The organism is Nonomuraea sp. NPDC050153 (genome assembly GCF_044460125.1).
Classification (GTDB): Bacteria; Actinomycetota; Actinomycetes; order Streptosporangiales; family Streptosporangiaceae; genus Nonomuraea.
The window spans coordinates 88874-108079 of sequence record NZ_JBITJQ010000038.1; the positions used below are offsets into that span (position 1 = coordinate 88874).

The following is a 19206-nucleotide window of genomic DNA, read 5'->3' on the forward strand; positions in this document are numbered from 1 at the left end:
CGGTTTCACGAAGAGGTGGGGGAATGAGTCGGGGGAGTGTTGCGGGACTCCAGCGGGCTGGTGCGGGCCAGCGCGACGGTCCCGGCGGCGGTCAGGAGCGCCGCCGCGATCGGCACGATGCCGGTCGGCAGCGGCTCGTCGAGCAGCAGCGCGCCGAACGCCACCGCGGTCAGCGGGTCGGCGATCTGGAGGGAGGCGAACGAGACGCCGAAGTGCCCGACCGCGTAGGCGCGCTGGAGCATGACCAGCGCCAGCAGCAGGGGCACCGGCAGCGCCAGCACGTACCACCAGTTCCAGGTGCCGTCCAGCAGCACGCGCATGAGCGTGGCCGTGGCGCCGTACAGCACGCCCGAGCTGGTCGCGAGCAGGGCGGCCCGGCCCGCCGGCGAGGCCGCCTTCGAGGCGGCCCACAGCAGGACCGCCGCGACTCCGGCCACGCCGAGCAGCGTGAGCACCCCGTCCGGGCCGAGGTAGGTGGGACCTTGGGCATTGGGGACCAGCAGCACGATCCCGATCAGCCCGGCCGCCACCACGCCCGCGGCCGCCAGCTCCTTGGGGGAGGGCTTGCGGCCGTGCAGCGCGGCGGCGATGGGCAGGGCGAACAGCAGGCTGGCCACGCCCATCGGCTGCACGATGGTCAGTGGCCCGAGCCCGAGTGCGACGATGTGCAGGCCGCCCCCCGTCAGAATGGACGCGCCGCCGAGCAGCCAGCGCGGGTTGCGCAGCAGGGTCAGCAGTCCTGGCTTGGCCGACCCGACTGCTTCGAACTGCTGCAGAGCGGCTCCGAGCGCGAAGAACAGCGAACCGACCAGGGCGATCGCCGCGGCCAGCACAGTCATGCGCACTCCTTTCAGACGGATAGTTGCCAGACAGGGTCAAACGGACGTGTCCGCGGGAAGACGTTCTGGGGAAGCCTGGATGGCGCGTCGCTTCCTGGCCCATCTCACGAGCTCGACGAGCCCCGTGATGGACAGCGCGATGCCCAGGCCGAGGAACAGGCCCTTGATCGGGTCGTTCTCGAAGGCCATGCCGCCGAAGAAGCCGATCAGCCCCGAGTACACCGCCCACGAGCTCGCCGCTATCGCGTCGAAGAACGTGAACGAGCTCAGCGGATGCCGTACGGCGCCCATGGTCAGCGTGGTCGCCGTGCGCCCGCCGGGGATGTACCTGGCCACGACGAGGACGAGCCCGCCCCGCTCGGCCAGCGCGTCGCGCGCCCAGACGAACGCCTTCTTCTCCCGCAGCCTGCCGGCGGACTTGTTGCCGATCAGGTAGGAGATGTGGTCACCGGCGAAGGCGCCCAGCGCCGCCACCACGATGACCAGGGCCAGGTTCGTCTCGCCGGAGGCGGCGAACACCGCGGCGGTGATCACCGAGGTCTCGGCCGGCACGATCGGGAAGAACCCGTCGAGCAGCGCGAGCCCGAACAGCGCCGCGTATAACCAAGGTGACGACATCACCTGCTGGACCAGGTCGAGAATGGCATGCGACATGAGCGTTACTCCGATCGTCAGGGCACCCACACAGCGTGTCCGTGCGGGACGGCCCGGGACATCGGGGATGCCCCGGGTCGAACGCGGACCCATCCCTTATGCGGATCAGGGCCGGTACCCCATGAAGGTAGAAACTCCGCAGGTCACGGCACATCGGACGATCGGCACGCATCACCCCCTACTTTCGTCGGGGGCTCGGTTCCGACCTCCGGGTGACACCATCGATCAAACCGGTTTCCGCAGGAGGAAACAGGAGTGGAGGTAGGCGCTTTCGGGGTGGGGCTAGCTCTACCGCGGGAGTGGGAGCCGCCCTACCCTGACTTTCGTCAGGGTCAGCGGCTGACTTCCGGGGGGACCCGCGGGTTCGGGAGGCGGCTACCGTCGGTGCGGTGAGAAGTCTTCGCCGGGAGAGCCGCCGCCAGGTGGTCTACGACCTGCTGCTCTGGGCCGTGCTCGGCATCTTCGTGGCGGCCATGGGCCCCGACCCGTTCGTGGATCCGGCCGCCTTCGCGATGGTGAGCCTGCCCAGGATCGGGCTGGCCACGGTCGCGGTGCTGGTGGGCCGCCGCCAGCCGCTGGCCGCGCTGGTGCTGCTGTTGCCGCTGGGGCCGTGGCAGTTCAGCGAGGGGTTCGCGACCGTGGACCTGAGCTGGCTGCTGCCCCGGCGCAACGTGAAGATCCTGCCGCTGCTGGCCACCTCGCCGTTCATCATGTGGTACGCCTACCTGACCGGGCGGCGCCTGGCCGCGCTCTGGCCCGCGCCGGCCGCGTTCTGCCTGATCTCGGCCGTCGGCGTGGGCGTGGTGCTGGCCAAGGGCGGCGATCTGGCCCTGTGGGTGTCCATGGTGACCGCGCTGCTCGGCACGTACGTGGTGCCGTACCTGCTGGGGCTGCTCAGGCGGAGGCTGCTGCAGGGGCGCACGCAGGCGAGGCTGTCGGCCGAGGCGCAGGCGAGGCTGCGCGAGCGGGCCAGGATCGCGCGGCAGATGCACGACTCCCTCGGCCACGACCTGGCCCTGATCGCGGTGCGGGCGGCCGGGCTGGAGGTGGCCCCAGGGCTGGCCGAGACGCAGGTCAGGGCGGCGGGAGAGCTGCGGCTGGCGGCGGCCGACGCCACGGACCGGCTGCGCCAGATCATCGGGCTGCTGCGCGAGGACTCCGACGAGGCGCCGCTGTCACCCGTGAACGAGGACGTGACCGAGGTGGTGCGGCGGGCCAGGGACTCCGGCATGCCGATCACCCTGGACCTGGCGCCGGGGCCGGTGCCCGCCCTGGCGCATGCGGTGGTGCAGGAGGGGCTCACGAACGCCGCCAAGCACGCCCCCGGGGCCCCCGTCGCGGTGCGGGTCTCGCCGGAGCGCGTCACCGTGCGCAGCGGCCGGCCGCGCGCCCGGCCCCTCGCGCTGCGCGGCGGGCTGGGGCTGGCGGGCCTGCGCGAGCGCGTACGGCTCGCCGGGGGCACCTTGACCGCCGGGCCGGTCGGCGACGGCTTCGAGCTGGACGTGAGCATCCCCCGAGCGGAGGACGAGGATCCCCCGCGGTTCGGGAGGGGGCGGAGCTGACCGAACGGTCAGGTGTGGGCGACGTGCAGCCGGCGGAGCACCCGCTTGAAGGCGAAGATGGAGAACGCGATCGCCAGCCCGCTGATCACGGCCACCCCTGACGTCCTCAGCACCATGAACCCGCCGAGCGACCCGGCCACGTACTCGTGGATGGCCAGGGCGATGCTGAGCGTCGAGTTCATGAGCAGGACGAACGCCCACAGCAGCGTGATCCTGGCGAAGAACCTGCGGACCCGCTCGTGCTTGAGCACCGCCGAGGGCAGGTGGATGTAGTCGAGCGTGAGCTTCTGCACGAGCGGCTTGTTGAGCCGGACGGAGGCGAGGAACGCGATGCTGATGCAGATCGTGCCCATCTCCGGCTGGATGAAGAACCACATCCACGTGCCCGTCCAGAACGCCACGAGGGCCCGGACCGTGATCGCGAACGCGGCCAGGAACATGGTCGCGGGCACCTTGACCCGCCTGATCAGCCGCCATGCCACCCCGATGTAGACCCAGGCGACGGTGGCGATGAGTGCCCCCTTGAATCCGAGGACCATCATGGCCAGGTAGAACACCGCCAGCGGCGCCACGACGCCTTCGAGCAGCCTGGGGGCCGCCTGCCGGGCGAGTGCGGTGAGGCGTGGAAGGTGGACCGGGGGATGGTTCAAGGCTGCTCCGCAGATTGGCCGACGATCAGCGTCTACCCGGGGTTCGGGGGACCAGGCTTTCCAGATGGACCGCTCGCCGTAACCAGTACGGCATCACCCGCGTTCCGGGAAGCACGCCGGTGGCTTACCGTACCCGAGGAGAGGTGATGCGACTGCCTCTTTTGACGCGTTCCATCTGTTTCCACGAAAACAGCGGGGTCTTACGGCAGGCTTTCAACCGAGTGACGAGGTGGCGAGCTTCGCGCCGAATCCGAGGAACAGAGCGCCGACCCCGGAGGTCAGACCGGCGCTGAGCTTCCTGCGCCGGCTGAACTGGTTGGCCAGGAAGGTTCCGCCGAAGATCAGCGCCGTCAGGTAGAGGAAGCTGAACACCTGGATGACCGCGCCCAGGATGAGGAACGACAGCGCGGGAGTCGCGTAGCCCGGGTCGACGAACTGGACGAAGAACGAGACGAAGAAGAGGATGGCCTTCGGGTTCAGCAGGCTGATCACCAGGGCCTTGCGGAACGGGCGCGGCTGGCGCTCCATCTTGGCCTGCGGCTTCTCCTCCTCGGTCGCCTTCCTCGATCGCCAGGCGCCCCTGATCATCTGGAAGCCGATCCACGCCAGGTAGCCGGCGCCGGCGTACTTGACGATCGTGAAGAGCAGCGGGTTGGAGCGGAGCAGGGACGCGGCGCCGGCGGCGGTCAGGAACATCAGCACGGTGTCGCCGATGAAGACGCCGGCCGCGGCCCGGTAGCCCTGGCGGACGCCGTTCTGGGCGGCGTAGCTGAGGACGTACAGGGAGTTCGGGCCGGGCAGCAGGATGATCAGCAAGGCGCCGATGACATAGGCCCAGAAATCAGTGATGCCGAAGAACATGCGTCGTACTCCAGGGGGAGAGCTAACCGCACATCACGATATCTCGCCCGATGCGTACCAGATCCCGCCGTGTACCTGCCTGTAGCCGAGCGCCCGGTACGTCGCGTCCACCAGCGCCTGGCCGCGCGCGTTGATCCCGAGTCCGATGCCCTGCTTGTTCATCGAGTAGCCGAACGCCAGGCGGGCCGGCGGGTCGCAGAACCCGACCGATCCGCCCATGCCCACGTGGCCGAACGCGGTCGTCGACAGCAGCGCGCCCTCGCTGTCGGCGGGCGGCAGGTGCCGGTTGTCGGCCGCCTTCACGAAGCCGAGCGAGAACCGCGACGGCACCGCCAGCACCGCGTCGGTGCCCGCCGAGACGGTGATCGACATGTGGGCCAGGTGCTCCCCGTTGATCAGCTCGCCGCCGCCCAGCGACAGCGGCCGGTACATCCCGGCCAGGCCGCGGGCGTTCGTGATCGCTCCGATGGCCCCGAGCTCGGCCGCGTGCGCCGCCCGGCTGTCCGACTCGCCGGGCGTCATGTAGCCGCCCTCGTTCGACAGCAGCAGCGCGGGCATCGAGGCCGGGTCCGTGAACGCCTTGACGTAGAAGGAGGGCGGCGCCTCGGGCGGATCGGCGGGGATCGTCGGGGCGACCCTGTCCTCGTACTCCTCCGGGAGCCCCAGCCAGAACTCCAGCCCCAGCGGCTCGGCGACCTCCTCGCGGAAGAACGTCCCGAGCGAGCGCCCGCTCACCCGCCGTACGACCTCGCCGACCAGGTAGCCGAACGTCAGCGCATGGTATCCGTGCCGGCTGCCCGGCTCCCAGAACGGCTCCTCGCCCGCGAGCCTGTCGGCCATCAGCTTCCAGTCGTAGAACGCGCCGGGCGGCAGCTTCTCGCGCAGCACGGGCAGCCCGGCCTGGTGGGCGAGCAGGTGCCGGACGAGCGTGCCGCCCTTGCCGTTGGCGCCGTACTCGGGCCAGTAGCGGGTGACCGGGGCGTCGAGGTCGAGCTCGCCGCGTGCGGCCAGGATGTGGGCGCAGAGCGCGGTCGCGCCCTTGGTGCACGACCAGACGTGCCCGATGGTGCCGCTCTGCCACGGCACGCCGGGCGCGGCCTCGCCGCCCCACAGGTCGACGACCACCTCGCCGTCGACGATCACGCACACCGACGCGCCCACCTCGCCGCGGCGGGCGAGGTTGCCCTCGAACTCCTCCGCGACCTGGGAGAACCGGGAATCGCAAGTGCCCTGCACGCTCATTTCCCGAATCCATCACGAAAGGCAGGCCCTGTAAACCTTTGAGCTTTACCCCTCAATACCTATTCGTTTACCATGGAATACAGGCGGGCCCGCTGATGCGCTGGGGCTGGCGGTGCTGTTGTCCGGTGGGTTCGCCGTTCGAGATGGGCGCGGTTCGCGTGGCTAGGGGTGGCCGCGCGGACCGCGCCCTTGACCGTTCACGTCAATTTGGGTCTTGTCCTCGGGTGGAGGTCCGATCTACGCTCCTCGTACTCGTTAGTAAGGTTTCCTAATGAACGAGTGAGGAGCTCACCCCCATGCATCGATCCGTGCGGCTCGCCGCCATCGCCGCGATTGTCGCCGCCTCCTTGCAAGCAGCCCCGGCCCAGGCCGCGACCACGTACGAGGCCGAGAACGCCACCGTCTCCCAGGGCGTGGTCGAGTCGAACCACGCCGGCTACAGCGGCACCGGATTCGTCAACTACGACAACACCACCGGTTCGTACGTCGAGTTCGCCGTCGACGCTGCCACCGCCGGCCCCGCCACCCTCACCCTGCGGTACGCCAACGGCACCACCACGAATCGTCCGATGACCATCGCCGTGAACGGCACCGCGACCGCCAAGGACTTCCCCGGCACCGGCGCCTGGACCACCTGGCAGGAGGCCACGGTCACCACCACGCTCAACGCCGGGACCAACACCGTCCGCGCCACCGCCACCACCGCCAACGGCGGCCCGAACCTCGACCGACTGGTCCTCGGCACGTCCTCCGGCACCGGCACGCCCGTCCAGGCCAACGGGCAGCTCCAGGTGTGCGGGGTCAGGCTCTGCAACGAGGCCGGCAAGCAGATCCAGCTGCGCGGCATGAGCAGCCACGGCCTGCAGTGGTACTCCCAGTGCCTCAACACCGCCTCCCTGGACGCGCTGGCCAACGACTGGAAGGCCGACGTCCTGCGCATCTCCATGTACATCCAGGAGGACGGGTACGAGACCAACCCCCGGCTGTTCACCGACCGGGTGCACAACCTGATCGAGCAGGCCACGGCCCGCGGCATGTACGCCATCGTCGACTGGCACATGCTCGACCCGGGTGACCCCAACTACAACCTGGCGCGGGCCAAGACGTTCTTCACCGAGATCGCCCAGCGGCACAACGGCAAGAACAACCTGCTCTACGAGATCGCCAACGAGCCCAACGGCGTCTCCTGGTCCACCATCCGGAGCTACGCCAACCAGCTCATCCCCGTGATCAGGCAGTACGACCCGGAGACCCCGATCCTGGTCGGCACCCGCGCCTGGTCGTCCCTGGGCGTCTCCGACGGGGCGACCGAGTCGGAGATCGTCAGCAACCCGGTCAGCGCCACCAACATCATGTACACGTTCCACTTCTACGCGGCCTCTCACGGGACCGAGTACCTCAACACCCTGTCCAGGGCCGCCGACCGGATCCCGATCTTCGTCACGGAGTTCGGCACCCAGACGGCCTCCGGGGACGGGTCGAACAACTTCACGCGGTCGCAGCAGTACCTCGATCTTCTGGCGCAGAAGAAGATCAGCTGGGTGAACTGGAACTTCTCGGACGACTTCCGCTCGGGGGCCGTCTTCACCGAGGGCACCTGCCCGAACGGCACCTTCACCGGCACCTCCCGCCTCAAGCCCGCCGGCGTCTGGATCCGCGACCGCATCCGCACCGCCGACGACTTCTGACCCGCCCCCTTTCCCGATCCAGCCAGGGTCCTCCTCGGACCCTGGCTGTCCCTTTCCACCCCCAACCCGCCTGGCAGGCGGGGCGCGGGTGGTGGGGGCAGGGCAGGATGTGACTTGTGCGGATATGCATTCTGGGGCCGCTGGAGGTCGAGGGCGACGGGGGGCCGATCGCGGTCGGCGGGTTCCGGCTGCGGGCGCTCCTGGCCGTGCTGGCGCTCGAAGCCGGCCGTACCGTCACGGCCGAGCGGCTGATCGACGCCCTCTGGCCGGACGACCCGCCCGCCAACGCGGCCAACGCCCTCCAGACGCTGGTCAGGCGGCTGCGGGTGGCGCTGCGGCCGTACGAGGTGGTGGAGAGCAGGCCGGGCGGGTACGCGCTGGCCGTGGCCCCCGACGACGTGGACGCCCTGCGGTTCAGGCGGACGGCCGGGAACGGGAACGGGCTGGAGCTCTGGCGGGGGCCGGCGCTGGCCGATCTCACCGCCGTGCCGCTCCTGGCGAACGCGGCCGCCGCCCTGGAGCAGGACCGGCTCTCCGCCGTCGAGGCCCGCGCCGAGGCCGGGCTGGCGGCGGGCGCGCCGGTCGATCTGACGTCGGAGGTCGCCGCGCACCCGCTGCGCGAGCGGCTGGGCGCGCTGGCCATGCGGGCGCTCGCCGCCGAAGGGCGGCAGGCCGAGGCGCTGGAGCTGTTCGAGCGCACCCGCCGCCTGCTCGCCGACGAGCTCGGCGTCGATCCCGGGCCCGAGCTGCGTGCCGCCCATCTGGCCGTCCTGTCGCAAGAGATCCCGGCACGTCCCCCGGCCCCACCGGTCCAGGTCCGGCCCCAGGCCCAGGGCAGGCAGCGGGGCAACGTACGGACCCCGCGGACCAGCTTCATCGGCCGTGAGGCCGAGCTGGCCCAGCTGGGCACCCTGCTGGGCCGGGCCAGGATCGTCACGCTCGTCGGCCCGGGCGGCGCGGGCAAGACCAGGCTGGCCACGGAGGTGGCGCTCCGGTCGGCCGAGGCGGTCTGGATGGTCGAGCTGGCCCCGGTCAGCGACCCGGCCGACGTCCCGGGCGCCGTGCTCGACGCGCTCGGCCTGCGTGACGACCGCCCGCCCCACCGCGTGCCCACCGAGGGGAACGATCCGGCGGAGCAGGTGGCCGAGGCCCTCTCGGGCCGCCCCGCGCTGCTCGTCCTGGACAACTGCGAGCACCTCGTCGACGCCGCCGCCGAGCTGGCCGAGCGGCTGCTGACCGAGTGCCAGGACCTGAGGGTGCTGGCCACCAGCAGGGAGCCGCTCAACCTGGCGGGCGAGCACCTCGCCCCCATCCCGCCGCTGGAGCCGCCGCCCGTCGGTGCGAGCGCCGAGCAGGCGGGGACGTACCCGTCGGTCCGGCTGCTGCTGGACCGGGCCGGTGCCGCGCGGCCGGGGTTCGCCGTCGACGGCGGGAACGTGGCCTCCGTGGTGGCGCTCTGCCGCAGGCTGGACGGCATGCCGCTGGCCATCGAGCTGGCCGCGGCCCGGCTGCGCACCATGACGCCGAGGCAGCTCGCCGACCGCATCGACGACCGGTTCAAGCTGCTGACCGGCGGCAGCAGGACCGCGCTGCCGCGCCAGCAGACGCTCAGAGCGGTGGTGGAGTGGAGCTGGGAGCTCCTGGGCGAGCAGGAGCGGGTGCTGGCCAGGAGGCTGGCCGTGTTCGCGGGCGGGGCGACGCTGGAGAGCGTCGAGGCGGTCTGCGGGGGAGCGGCGGACGTGCTGGGCGCGCTGGCCGACAAGTCGCTGGTCCAGGTCTCGGCCGAGGGCCGCTACTCGATGCTGGAGACCATCCGCGCCTACGCGCTCGAACGGCTGGCCGAGGCGGGCGAGGTCGGCGCATACCGGCGGCGGCACGCGGCGTACCTGCTGGACCTGGCCGAACGGGCGGTGCCCCGGCTGCGGACGGCCGCGCAGATCGCCTGGATCGAGCGGCTGTCCCCCGAGCGCGACGACTTCGCCGCGGCGCTGCGGTACGTCATCGACGAGCGGGACGTGGAGTCGGCGCTGCGGCTGTGCGCGGCACTGAACTGGTACTGGTGGATGACCGGCTACCGGAAGGAGAGCGCGACCTGGGCCACGCAGGTGATGGAGCTGGCGGGAGAAGAGCCGCCTCCCGGGCTGGCCGAGGCGTACGCGGCGTGCATGTTCGCGTACGGGGTGGACAAGTTCGGCACGATCGTCAACGACCGGCCCGCCATGCTGGCGCTCTCGGAGCTGATGGACCGGCTGATCGCGCGGGCCGAGCGGGAGGGGCCGCTGCATCCGATGATCAGGCTCAGCAGGGCCGTCATGGCCGCCGCCTCGGGACGCGACGACCGCGCCGCCGAGCTGATCGAGGAGTACATCGCGAGCGACGATCTCTGGCTGTCCAGCTCCGCGCTCATGGTCGGCGGCCGGATGCGCAGCGAGGAGCGGCTGGAGCGGTCGGTGGCCGGGTTCAGGCAGCTCGGGGACCGGTGGGGGCTGACCGAGGCGCTGCTGGGCCTGGCCGAGGCGCGGGCCGCCAGGGGCGCGCCGGCGGACGACCTGATCGCCGAGACCTGGTCGCTGACCAGCCGCTGGGTCGGGTCGGACGAGGCGATCTCGACGCTGCTCAGGCTGGCGGAGCTGCGGTTGCGCACCGGCGACCTGGACGGCGCGCGCGAGGATCTGGCCAGGGCCAGGGCGAGCATGGACGGGGAGACGACGGCGTTCACCCGGCTGATGCTCGGCCTGGCCGAGGCCGCGTACGTCTGTCATCTCGGCGACCTGGACCGGGGCCTGGAGATCTACCGCGGCCTGTTCGCCGTGCTCGCCGAGGCCCCGCCGATGGTGCAGCTGGCCGCCTCGCTCAGGACCGCGTACGGCCGGGCGCTGGTGCGCGGCGGCGATCTGGAGGCCGGGCTCGAACAGCACCGCCTGGCCCTGGAGGTGCTCGGCGAGACCAGCCCGGACCGGCCGCTGCTGTCGCAGGTGCTGGCCGGGTTCGCGCTGGCCGCGCAGGCCGCGGGCGACCAGGAGCGGGCGGCCGTGCTGTTCGGGGCGTCGTCGGCGGTCGAGCCGCACGACATCTCGCCCGACGCCGTGGAGGGGGCGCGCATGGCCAGGGCCGCGCTCGGTGACGGGCACTACGACGAGCGCTTCGCCAAGGGCGCGGCCATGTCCCGGCAGGAGGTCTACGGGATGGTCGGCAGCACGACGTAGGAGGGGCCGTGCAGCGTGGTGGTGCCCTTGTCCATGTTCCGCCCGAATCGGGGGAAGTTGGAGCCCGCCACGTCGATCCTGATCCGGTGGCCGGGCAGGAAGGCGTTCGAGATCGCGCCGAGCTGTACCGTCACCTCGCGGACCTCGCCGGGCACCAGGTCCGTCAGCCTGGCGATGCCGTCGGTCAGCAGCTCGGCCCGCCCGTCGGGGTGGACGTCGATCAGCTTGGCCGTCACGTCGGCGCTCGCGGCGGTCGAGGAGACCCGCGCGACCAGCTCGACCGGGCCGCTCACCTCCACCCGCTCGGCGAGCGGCGCCGTCCGGTGGCGCAGGACGTCGCCGCGCCCGTCGAGCGGCCGCTGGTCGAGCGGGCCGAACGCCTCGAACGTCATGACCGCGCCGCCGACCGTCGGCACCGGGTCGCCGGGGTCGCTGACGAACTCCGCCGCCCCGCCGGCCCCGGGCGTCGTGCCGAGCCCGCCGTCGAAGCCCAGGTGGTACGGCACGCGCCTGGCCCGCCGGATGGGCCAGTCGTCCTCCTCGCGCCACGCGTCGTCGCCCATCACGAAGATCTTCACCTTGGCCCGGTCGCGCGGCGGCGCCCCGCGCAGCCAGTGGCCGAACCAGTCGAGGTGCGCCCCGGTCCAGTCGACCGCCTCCTGACCGGCCTGGTCGCCGTAGTCGCGCCCGCAGATGTCCCGCTCGTGCGTGAAGTGCGTCCATGGCCCCACGATCAGCCGGGACTCGCCGCGCAGCCGCTCGTAGTGCTCGATGGAGCCGTCCCGGAAGTAGTCGTACCAGCCGGTGCTGACCAGCGCGGGCACCTCGACGTCGGCGTGCCGGACGATCCCGTCCCGCCAGAGCGGGTCGAGAGGGTCGGGGGTGTCCATCCACGCGGAGTAGAAGGGCACCAGGTCCGCCAGCAGCGGCTGGTCGCTGAGCGGCAGCCGCTCCGACAGCTCGCGCAGGCGCTCGTCGAGCCCGTGGGGCAGGCCGATGGCCGCCAGGTACCTGGCCTTGTCCTCCTCCGTGGCCGTGCCGAGCGCGATCCTGCGGTCCAGCTCGTCCACAGCCAGGACCATCGCGCTGACGGTGAGGATGATGTTGAGGTTGGGGACGCCGCCCGGCTGGTAGACGCACTCGTACAGGCCGGCGGGGGAGACGTGCGGCGCGATGGCCTTCAGGCCCTCGGGGCGCTCCTGGGCCGCGAGGAGCTGGGTGATGGCCAGGTACGAATCCCCATACATCCCGACATTTCCGTCGGACCAGGGGGCGGTCGCCGCCCACCGGACCGCGTCGTAGCCGTCGGCCGCCTCGCCCCTGATGAACCGGAACTCGCCCTGCGAGGCGCCGGTGCCGCGGACGTCCTGGAGGGCGACCGCGTACCCGGCCGCCACCAGGCGGGGCACGTCGAGGTGGAACCCGGGGCCCGGTGCGCCCCGGCCGTACGGGGTGCGCGACAGCAGCACGGGGAAGCGCCCGCCCTCGGCCGGCCGCCACAGCGTCGCCACCAGCTCGGCGCCGTCACGGGTGGTCATGGTCTCGGTGGTCTCGATCATCGGACTCTCCTGTTGTAACTACGAAGGGCGAGGGGGGCGAAGAGGGCGAGCAGGGCGGCGGTCCAGCCGAGCGTGATCCACACGTCGGAGGCGTGCAGGCCGCCGGTCAGCAGCCCGCGCAGGGCGCCGGCCAGGTGGGAGACGGGGTTGACGCCCATCCACCAGCTCAGCCAGCCGGGCATGTCGGTGGCGGGGACGAAGGCGCTGCTGCCGAACGTGAGCGGCAGCAGGACGGCCGTCGCCATCCCCTGCATGGACGTGACGGACTTGGCCACCAGCCCGATCCAGGCCGAGCCCCAGCTCAGCGCCATGGCCAGCAGCAGCACCAGCCCGAGCCCGGCCAGCGCGCTCAGCGGGCCGGTCGTGACGCGGAAGCCGACGGCGTACCCGACGACCAGCGACATCGCGATGGTGATCACCAGCGTGAGCAGGTCCGCCAGGATGCGGCCCGCCAGCGGCGCGGACCTGGCGATCGGCATGGTCCTGAACCGGTCGAACACGCCGTTGCCGATGTCGGTGGCCAGGTTCATGCCGGTGGTGATCGTCGACATCAGCGCCACCTGGACGAGCACGCCGGGCAGCATGTACGCCACCGCGCCCGCCCGGTCGCCGCCGGCCGCCCCGCCGAACAGGTACACGAAGATGACGATCATGAAAACGGGCTGGAACAGCAGGCCGAAGAGCTGGCCGGGATGGTTCTTCAGGGGGATCAGGCTGCGCCAGGCCAGCGTGAGCCCCTGGGAAAGCGCGGTGGTCATCGGGGGTCTCCGGTCAGGGTGAGGAAGACGTCGTCGAGGGAGGGCAGGCGCAGGGCGTGCTCGGCGAGCACGATGCCCGCGCCGTCCAGGTCCCGTAGCAGGGCGGGCGGGACGGCCAGGTCGTGCACCGGAATGCTGACCACGCCGTCGGCGGCCTTCGCGCCGAGGATGGTCTCGGCCTTCTCCAGATCGGCGGCGCGCAGCGGCCGCACGTCGAGCCGGTGCCCGCCCGCCAGCGCCTTGAGCTCCGCGGGCGTGCCGGACGCCGCGACCCGGCCCCGGTCGATGAGCAGCAGGTCGTCGGCGAGCTGGTCGGCCTCCTCCAGGTACTGCGTGGTCAGCAGCACGGTCACGCCGTCGGCGGTCAGCTCCCTGACCATGTCCCACAGCTCGCCGCGGGCATGGGGGTCCAGGCCGGTGGTCGGCTCGTCGAGGAACAGGATCCGCGGGCGGCTCACCAGGCTGACGGCCAGGTCGAGGCGGCGGCGCATGCCGCCCGAGTAGCCGCTCGCCGTGCGGTCGGCCGCCTCCTCCAGGCCGAAGCGGGCCAGCAGTTCCTTGGCCCTGGCCCTGGCCGCCGGCCGCGACAGGCCGAGCAGGCGGCCCATCAGCAGCAGGTTCTGGGTGCCGGTCAGCTTCTCGTCCACCGAGGCGTACTGGCCGGTCAGGCCGATCAGCTCGCGGACCTTTTTCGCCTGGCGGGTGACGTCGTAACCGCCGACCAGGGCGCGGCCCGCGTCGGGGGCGGCCAGGGTGGCCAGGACGCGCACCGCCGTGGTCTTGCCCGCGCCGTTCGGGCCCAGGACGCCGAGCACGGAGCCGGTCCTCGCCGCCAGGTCGACGCCGTCGAGCGCGCTCTTGTCGCCGTATCTCTTGACGAGCCCTTCGGCTTCGATCGCGTACTTCATGCCTCCAACGGTGTCCGGGCCCGCTGGCATCCACCTGGCATCGACCTGTCAGGGGGATGGTGCCTGTCCGTAACTTTGGGCCTTTCCTCCGGGAGGCAACGTCTTCAATCTCGGGTCAGGCGCCGGACACCATCCGATCCCGAGCGCCCGAGGAGGACGAGGTGCGACACCGATTAGTCATCCTGCTGGCAGCCCTCAGCCTGATCAGCCTGACCGGCATGACAGGGGCGGGCGCCACCGCGGAGCCCCCGGCCAACAAGCAGTACCGCGTGCAGGGCCCGGCGGACGCGCGCCAGCGCAGCGCCGTCGCGGCCACCGGAGCGGCCATCGAGGAGGTGGCCACGGACTCGGTCCTGGTCACGGCCACGGAAGCCGAGGTCTCCGCCATCAAGCGGCTCGGCTACCGGGTGGCGGAGGTGCCGCGCCCGACATCCCCGTCCGGCGTCGAGGCGCTTGACTTCCCGCCGGCGGACTCGGGCTACCACAACTTCGCGGAGATGACCGCCGACATCAACGCCCTGGTGGCGGCGCATCCGAACATCGTCAGCCAGACCACGTACGGCACCTCGTACGAGGGCAGGGCGCTGCGCCTGATCAAGATCAGCGACAACGTGGGCACGGACGAGAGCGAGCCCGAGGTGCTCTTCACCGCGCACCAGCACGCCCGCGAGCACCTGACGGTCGAGATGGCGCTGTACATCATGCACCTGCTGGCCGACAACTACGGCACCGACGCCCGGATCACCAACCTGGTGAACACCAGGGAGATCTGGATCATGCCGGACCTCAACCCGGACGGCGGCGAGTACGACGTCGCCACCGGCTCCTACCGCTCCTGGCGCAAGAACCGGCAGCCGAACTCCGGCTCGTCGGCCGTCGGCACCGACATGAACCGCAACTGGGCCTACAACTGGGGCTGCTGCGGCGGCTCGTCGGGCTCGACGTCCAGCGAGACCTACCGGGGCGCGAGCGCCGAGTCGGCGCCCGAGGTCAGGGCGGCGGCCAACTGGGTGCGCAGCCGGGTCGTCGGCGGCGTGCAGCAGATCAAGTCGCACATCGACTGGCACACCTACAGCGAGCTGATCCTGTGGCCCTACGGCTACACCTTCAACGACACCGCGCCCGGCCTGACCCAGGACGACCGGGACGCGCACGCCACGCTCGGGCAGAACATGGCCTCCACCAACAACTACACGCCCGAGCAGGCCAGCGACCTCTACATCACGGACGGGACCATCGACGACTGGATGTGGGGCGTCTACAAGATCTTCAGCTTCACGTTCGAGATGTACCCGACCGGCTCGAACCCCGGCTTCTACCCGCCGGACGAGCAGATCGTCCCCCAGACCACCCGCAACAGGGAGGCCGTGCTCCGCTTCCTCGAATACTCGGACTGCGTCTACCGGATCATCGGCAAGGAGGCCCAGTACTGCGGCACCGGCAACCCGCCGATAACCGTCTACTCCGACACGTTCGAGACGGCCACCGGCTGGACGGTCAACCCGTCGAGCACCGACACCGCCACCACCGGCCAGTGGGAGCGCGGCGACCCCGAGGCCACCACCTCCAGCGGCGCCAAGCAGCTCGGCACCACGGTGAGCGGCACGAACGACCTGGTCACGGGCCGCCTGGCGGGCACCGCCGCCGGTGACTTCGACCTCGACGGCGGCATCTCCTCGATCCAGTCGCCGCCGATCACGCTCCCGGCCACGGGAGCGCTGAACCTGTCGTTCTCGTGGTACCTGGCGCACGGCTCGAACGCCTCCAGCGCCGACTACTTCCGGGTCCGGGTGGTCGGCAGCACGACGACCACGGTGTTGAACCAGGCGGGCGCCGCCAGCAACCGCAACGGCGCCTGGGCCACCGCGACGGCCAGTCTGAACGCGTTCGCGGGCCAGACGGTCCGCATCCTCATCGACGCCGCCGACGCCTCGGGCGCCTCCCTGGTGGAGGCCGGCGTGGACGACGTCAAGATCACCCAACAGCCGTAGACCGCTCCGCCACTCCGCCGCACAGGATCCCGATCCTGTGCGGCGGAGTCATGTTTGGGTCTTGTAAGGACGGGCTGTCAAGGCTACGATCGCGACAACTCTTAGGAAACTTTCCTAAAAGTAAGCCTCCATCGCCGGACTGCGCATACACCCCCCAAGGGCCCGTGCCCACCTCCACGGGCCCGTGCCGTACGGCTTGCGCTCTCACCCCCCGGTGCAAGCCGTACGGCACGTCACCCCTGAAGGAAGAACTCGTGAGACCTCGCGCGATCCTCCTGGTGCTCTCCACCCTCGCCCTCACCCTGTACGCCCTCCCGGCCCAGGCCGCCCTTCTCGCTCCCGGGGCCACCGCGACCTTCGTCAAGGTCTCCGACTGGGGCTCCGGATTCGAGGGCAAGGTCACCGTCACCAACGGCACCACCACGGCCATGAACGGCTGGAACGTCCAGTTCGACGTCCCGGCCGGCTACTCGATCCCGTCCGCGTGGGACGCGGTCATGTCCCGCAGCGGGCAGCACTACACGTTCACCAACCCGAGCTGGGCAGCCACGCTCGCGCCCGGGGCCAGCGCGAGCTTCGGCTTCAACGGCAGCCCCGGCAACTTCCCCGGTATCACCGGCTGCACGCTGAACGGGGCCTCGTGCGGCGGCTCGACGGCCGGGGCCCCGGGCCGGCCGGGCGCCGCCTCGGCCACCGCGACCGCCAGTGCCATCTCGCTCACGTGGGGGGCGTCCTCGGGCACGGTGACCGGCTACCGCGTCTACGAGGGCAGCGCTGTCAAGGCCACGGTCACGGGCACCTCGGCCACGATCGGCGGGCTCGGCGCCTGCGAGACCCACACCTACGCGGTCAAGGCGTACAACTCCGTCGGGGAGTCGGACGCCGGCGACCCGGTCACCGCCACCACCACCGGCTGCACCGGGGGCGGCGGGACCCTGCCCAAGCACTTCCTCACCGGCTACTGGCACAACTTCGCCAACGCCGCGGCCGAGCTCAAGCTGTCGGCCGTCCCCAACGAGTACGACCTGATCGCCATCGCGTTCGGCGAGGCCACCGCCACTGCGGGCGAGGTCGTCTTCGCGGTCGACCCCGGGCTGGCCTCCGCCGTCGGCGGCTACACCGACGCCCAGTTCAAGGCCGACGTGCAGGCCCTGCACCAGCGGGGCAAGAAGGTCATCCTGTCCGTGGGCGGCGAGGCCGGGCGCGTGCAGGTCGCGAGCGCCGCCGCCGCGACGAAGTTCGCCGACACGGTGTACGCGCTGATGCAGTCCTACGGCTTCGACGGCGTGGACATCGACCTGGAGAACGGCCTCAACGCCACCTACATGGCCCAGGCGCTGCGGGCGCTGCGCGCGAAGGCCGGCTCCGGGCTGATCATCACGATGGCCCCGCAGACCATCGACATGCAGTCGACCGGGGCGGAGTACTTCAAGCTCGCCCTGAGCATCAAGGACATCCTCACGGTCGTCCACACGCAGTACTACAACTCCGGGTCCATGCTCGGCTGCGACCAGGCGCAGGCGTACGGGCAGGGCTCGGTGAACTTCATGACCGCCCTCGCCTGCATCCAGCTCGAGAACGGCCTGCGCCCCGACCAGGTGGCGCTGGGCCTGCCGGCCGGGCCGGGCGCGGCGGGCGGCGGCGTCGTCGCGCCCTCCCTCGTCAACCAGGCGCTCGACTGCCTGGCCAAACGCACCAGTTGCGGGACCTTCGTGCCGCCGCGCGCCTACCCGGACATCAGGGGCGCGATGACCTGGTCCATCAACTGGGACGCGAGCAACAACTGGTCCTTCTCCAAGACCGTCAAGCCCCATCTCCAGGGAATGCCATGAAATTTCGCAGCAAACTCATCGCATTACTCGCCGGGATCGCCCTCGCGCTGACCGGCGCCGGATTCACCGCCACGCCCGCCGCGTTCGGGGCCGTCCAGCAGCTGGCCGCCGCCTGGGCCCCGTGGACCTCGTACGCCATCGGCGCGGTCGTCACCTACAACGGCGTCGACTACGTGTGCATCCAGGCCCACACCTCGCAGCCCGGCTGGGAGCCGCCCAACGTGCCGGCCCTGTGGAAGGTCGGCTCGGGCGGCGGCAACCCCGGCGCGCCCGGACAGCCCGGCTCGATCAGCACGTCCGTGACGAACTCCAGCATCTCGCTGAGCTGGGGCGCCTCGTCCGGCACCGTGACCGGCTACCGCGTGTACGAGGGCTCGACCCAGCGCGCCCAGGTCACCGGCACGAGCGCGACCGTCTCCGGGCTCGGCACGTGCACGACGCACACCTACACGGTGAAGGCGTACAACTCGGCAGGCGAGTCGGCCGGCCGTGACGCGACCGCCACCACCACCGGCTGCACCGGCGGCGGCGGGACCAAGATGCCCGGCGCCCCCTACCTCTACATGGGCTGGGGCGACCCGCCCAACCCCGGCACCGTGATGGACGCGACCGGCGTCAAGTCGTTCACGATGGCGTTCATCCTGTCCGGCGGCGGCTGCAGCCCGGCATGGGACGGCAACCGCCCGCTGACCGGCGGCGCCGACCAGCAGGCCATCAACACGATCAAGTCGAAGGGCGGCAGCGTCCAGATCTCCTTCGGCGGCTGGCAGGGCAACAAGCTCGGCCCCAACTGCTCGACGCCGCAGGCGTTCGCGGGCGCGGTGCAGCAGGTCATCAACGCCGTCGGCCCCGCCGTCGTGGACTTCGACATCGAGAACACCGACGAGTTCGAGAACTACACCGTCCAGGACCGCATCCTGAACGGCCTCAAGATCGTCAAGCAGAACAACCCGAACGTCAAGGTCGTCGTCACCTTCGGCACCTCCAGGACCGGCCCCACCGCGCCCGGCGTGCGGCTCATCAACCAGTCCAAGGCGCTCGGCGTGCCGATCGACAACTACACGATCATGCCGTTCGACTTCGGCGGCTCGAACATGTACCAGGACACGGTCAACGCCTCCGAGGGCCTGAAGAACGCGTTGAAGAGCGCGTTCGGGTGGACCGACGCCCAGGCGTACGCGCACATGGGCATCTCGGGCATGAACGGCCTGTCCGACCAGCAGGAGACGACCTCCCCGTCCACGTGGACGCAGATCCGCGACTGGGCCAACTCGCACGGCCTGACCAGGCTCGCCTACTGGGCCGTCAACCGTGACCGCCCCTGCCCGGGCGGCGGCGTGGTCTCCAACTGCAGCGGCATCTCCCAGGCGAACTGGGAGTTCACCCGAATCACCGCCGGATTCTGACCCGCTGAGCGGCCCGCCCCCCGCGCCGGGGCGGGCCGCATGGAGGCATC

General features: G+C 71.1%; 14 protein-coding genes. 6 read left to right on the top strand and 8 right to left on the bottom strand.

What is annotated here, in order from left to right; all coding sequences use genetic code 11:
- Window positions 1–5: 5 nt before the first annotated feature.
- Both ACIBQ1_RS52015 and ACIBQ1_RS52020 read right to left on the bottom strand, forming a co-directional pair.
- Window positions 6–839: a DMT family transporter gene (locus ACIBQ1_RS52015; RefSeq protein ID WP_397289729.1), complete on the bottom strand. Its 834-nt coding sequence runs from the start codon at window positions 837–839 to the stop codon at window positions 6–8.
- 36 nt (window positions 840–875) lie between these two features.
- A complete protein-coding gene (locus ACIBQ1_RS52020; RefSeq protein ID WP_397289731.1) occupies window positions 876–1493 on the bottom strand; it encodes a DedA family protein in 618 nt (205 codons plus the stop codon).
- Between the two features lie 389 nt (window positions 1494–1882).
- Between ACIBQ1_RS52020 and ACIBQ1_RS52025 the strand changes: the two genes are divergently transcribed.
- Window positions 1883–3055 (top strand): sensor histidine kinase, encoded by a 1173-nt coding sequence (locus tag ACIBQ1_RS52025; protein WP_397289734.1) that lies wholly within the window; start codon window positions 1883–1885, stop codon window positions 3053–3055.
- Between the two features lie 8 nt (window positions 3056–3063).
- Here the strand turns inward: ACIBQ1_RS52025 and ACIBQ1_RS52030 are convergent, their stop codons facing one another.
- The 3 genes from ACIBQ1_RS52030 to ACIBQ1_RS52040 all read right to left on the bottom strand — a co-directional run bounded on the left by ACIBQ1_RS52030 (window position 3064) and on the right by ACIBQ1_RS52040 (window position 5808).
- Window positions 3064–3705, bottom strand: a complete 642-nt coding sequence (locus ACIBQ1_RS52030; protein WP_397289736.1) for a VC0807 family protein — start codon at window positions 3703–3705, stop codon at window positions 3064–3066.
- Window positions 3706–3918: 213 nt separating this feature from the next.
- Window positions 3919–4566: a leucine efflux protein LeuE gene (gene leuE, locus ACIBQ1_RS52035; protein WP_397289739.1), complete on the bottom strand. Its 648-nt coding sequence runs from the start codon at window positions 4564–4566 to the stop codon at window positions 3919–3921.
- Window positions 4567–4599: 33 nt separating this feature from the next.
- Window positions 4600–5808, bottom strand: coding sequence for a serine hydrolase domain-containing protein (locus tag ACIBQ1_RS52040; RefSeq protein ID WP_397289741.1), 1209 nt, complete (start codon window positions 5806–5808; stop codon window positions 4600–4602).
- A gap of 296 nt (window positions 5809–6104) precedes the next feature.
- Here ACIBQ1_RS52040 and ACIBQ1_RS52045 point away from each other — a divergent pair, with 296 nt between their 5' ends.
- Together ACIBQ1_RS52045 and ACIBQ1_RS52050 are read left to right on the top strand one after the other, a co-directional pair.
- A complete protein-coding gene (locus ACIBQ1_RS52045) occupies window positions 6105–7496 on the top strand; it encodes a cellulase family glycosylhydrolase (protein ID WP_397289743.1) in 1392 nt (463 codons plus the stop codon).
- Window positions 7497–7612: 116 nt separating this feature from the next.
- The gene (locus ACIBQ1_RS52050; RefSeq protein ID WP_397289745.1) at window positions 7613–10702 is read left to right on the top strand and encodes a BTAD domain-containing putative transcriptional regulator; all 3090 of its coding nucleotides are present in this window, start codon (window positions 7613–7615) and stop codon (window positions 10700–10702) included.
- On the opposite strand, the gene ACIBQ1_RS52055 is transcribed toward ACIBQ1_RS52050, so the two are convergent.
- Genes ACIBQ1_RS52055 through ACIBQ1_RS52065 form a run of 3 tightly spaced genes read right to left on the bottom strand, consistent with a single transcriptional unit; the run spans window position 10675 to window position 13927 of the window.
- Window positions 10675–12261 carry a CocE/NonD family hydrolase gene (locus tag ACIBQ1_RS52055; RefSeq protein WP_397289747.1) on the bottom strand — a complete coding sequence of 529 codons (1587 nt, stop codon included), beginning with the start codon at window positions 12259–12261 and terminating at the stop codon, window positions 10675–10677. The genes ACIBQ1_RS52050 and ACIBQ1_RS52055 overlap by 28 nt on opposite strands.
- A complete protein-coding gene (locus tag ACIBQ1_RS52060; RefSeq protein WP_397289749.1) occupies window positions 12258–13019 on the bottom strand; it encodes an ABC transporter permease in 762 nt (253 codons plus the stop codon). Before ACIBQ1_RS52060 ends, ACIBQ1_RS52055 begins: the two co-directional genes overlap by 4 nt.
- Entirely contained in the window at window positions 13016–13927 is a 912-nt protein-coding gene (locus tag ACIBQ1_RS52065; RefSeq protein WP_397289751.1) for an ATP-binding cassette domain-containing protein, read from the bottom strand. Before ACIBQ1_RS52065 ends, ACIBQ1_RS52060 begins: the two co-directional genes overlap by 4 nt.
- Before the next feature lie 161 nt (window positions 13928–14088).
- Between ACIBQ1_RS52065 and ACIBQ1_RS52070 the strand changes: the two genes are divergently transcribed.
- The 3 genes from ACIBQ1_RS52070 (at window position 14089) to ACIBQ1_RS52080 (ending at window position 19156) form a co-directional block, all read left to right on the top strand.
- Entirely contained in the window at window positions 14089–15918 is a 1830-nt protein-coding gene (locus ACIBQ1_RS52070; protein WP_397289753.1) for a M14 family zinc carboxypeptidase, read from the top strand.
- A gap of 254 nt (window positions 15919–16172) precedes the next feature.
- A complete protein-coding gene (locus ACIBQ1_RS52075) occupies window positions 16173–17750 on the top strand; it encodes a chitinase (protein ID WP_397289756.1) in 1578 nt (525 codons plus the stop codon).
- Window positions 17747–19156 (top strand): carbohydrate-binding protein, encoded by a 1410-nt coding sequence (locus ACIBQ1_RS52080; RefSeq protein ID WP_397289758.1) that lies wholly within the window; start codon window positions 17747–17749, stop codon window positions 19154–19156. Before ACIBQ1_RS52075 ends, ACIBQ1_RS52080 begins: the two co-directional genes overlap by 4 nt.
- Window positions 19157–19206: the final 50 nt, after the last annotated feature.

Coding starts and splice junctions, on each gene's coding strand:
- ACIBQ1_RS52015 (WP_397289729.1), bottom strand. CDS start 839: ATGACTGTGCTGGCCGCGGCGATCGCCCTGGTCGGTTCGCTGTTCTTC.
- ACIBQ1_RS52020 (WP_397289731.1), bottom strand. CDS start 1,493: ATGTCGCATGCCATTCTCGACCTGGTCCAGCAGGTGATGTCGTCACCT.
- leuE (WP_397289739.1), bottom strand. CDS start 4,566: ATGTTCTTCGGCATCACTGATTTCTGGGCCTATGTCATCGGCGCCTTG.
- ACIBQ1_RS52040 (WP_397289741.1), bottom strand. CDS start 5,808: ATGAGCGTGCAGGGCACTTGCGATTCCCGGTTCTCCCAGGTCGCGGAG.
- ACIBQ1_RS52045 (WP_397289743.1), top strand. CDS start 6,105: ATGCATCGATCCGTGCGGCTCGCCGCCATCGCCGCGATTGTCGCCGCC.
- ACIBQ1_RS52055 (WP_397289747.1), bottom strand. CDS start 12,261: ATGATCGAGACCACCGAGACCATGACCACCCGTGACGGCGCCGAGCTG.
- ACIBQ1_RS52060 (WP_397289749.1), bottom strand. CDS start 13,019: ATGACCACCGCGCTTTCCCAGGGGCTCACGCTGGCCTGGCGCAGCCTG.
- ACIBQ1_RS52065 (WP_397289751.1), bottom strand. CDS start 13,927: ATGAAGTACGCGATCGAAGCCGAAGGGCTCGTCAAGAGATACGGCGAC.
- ACIBQ1_RS52080 (WP_397289758.1), top strand. CDS start 17,747: ATGAAATTTCGCAGCAAACTCATCGCATTACTCGCCGGGATCGCCCTC.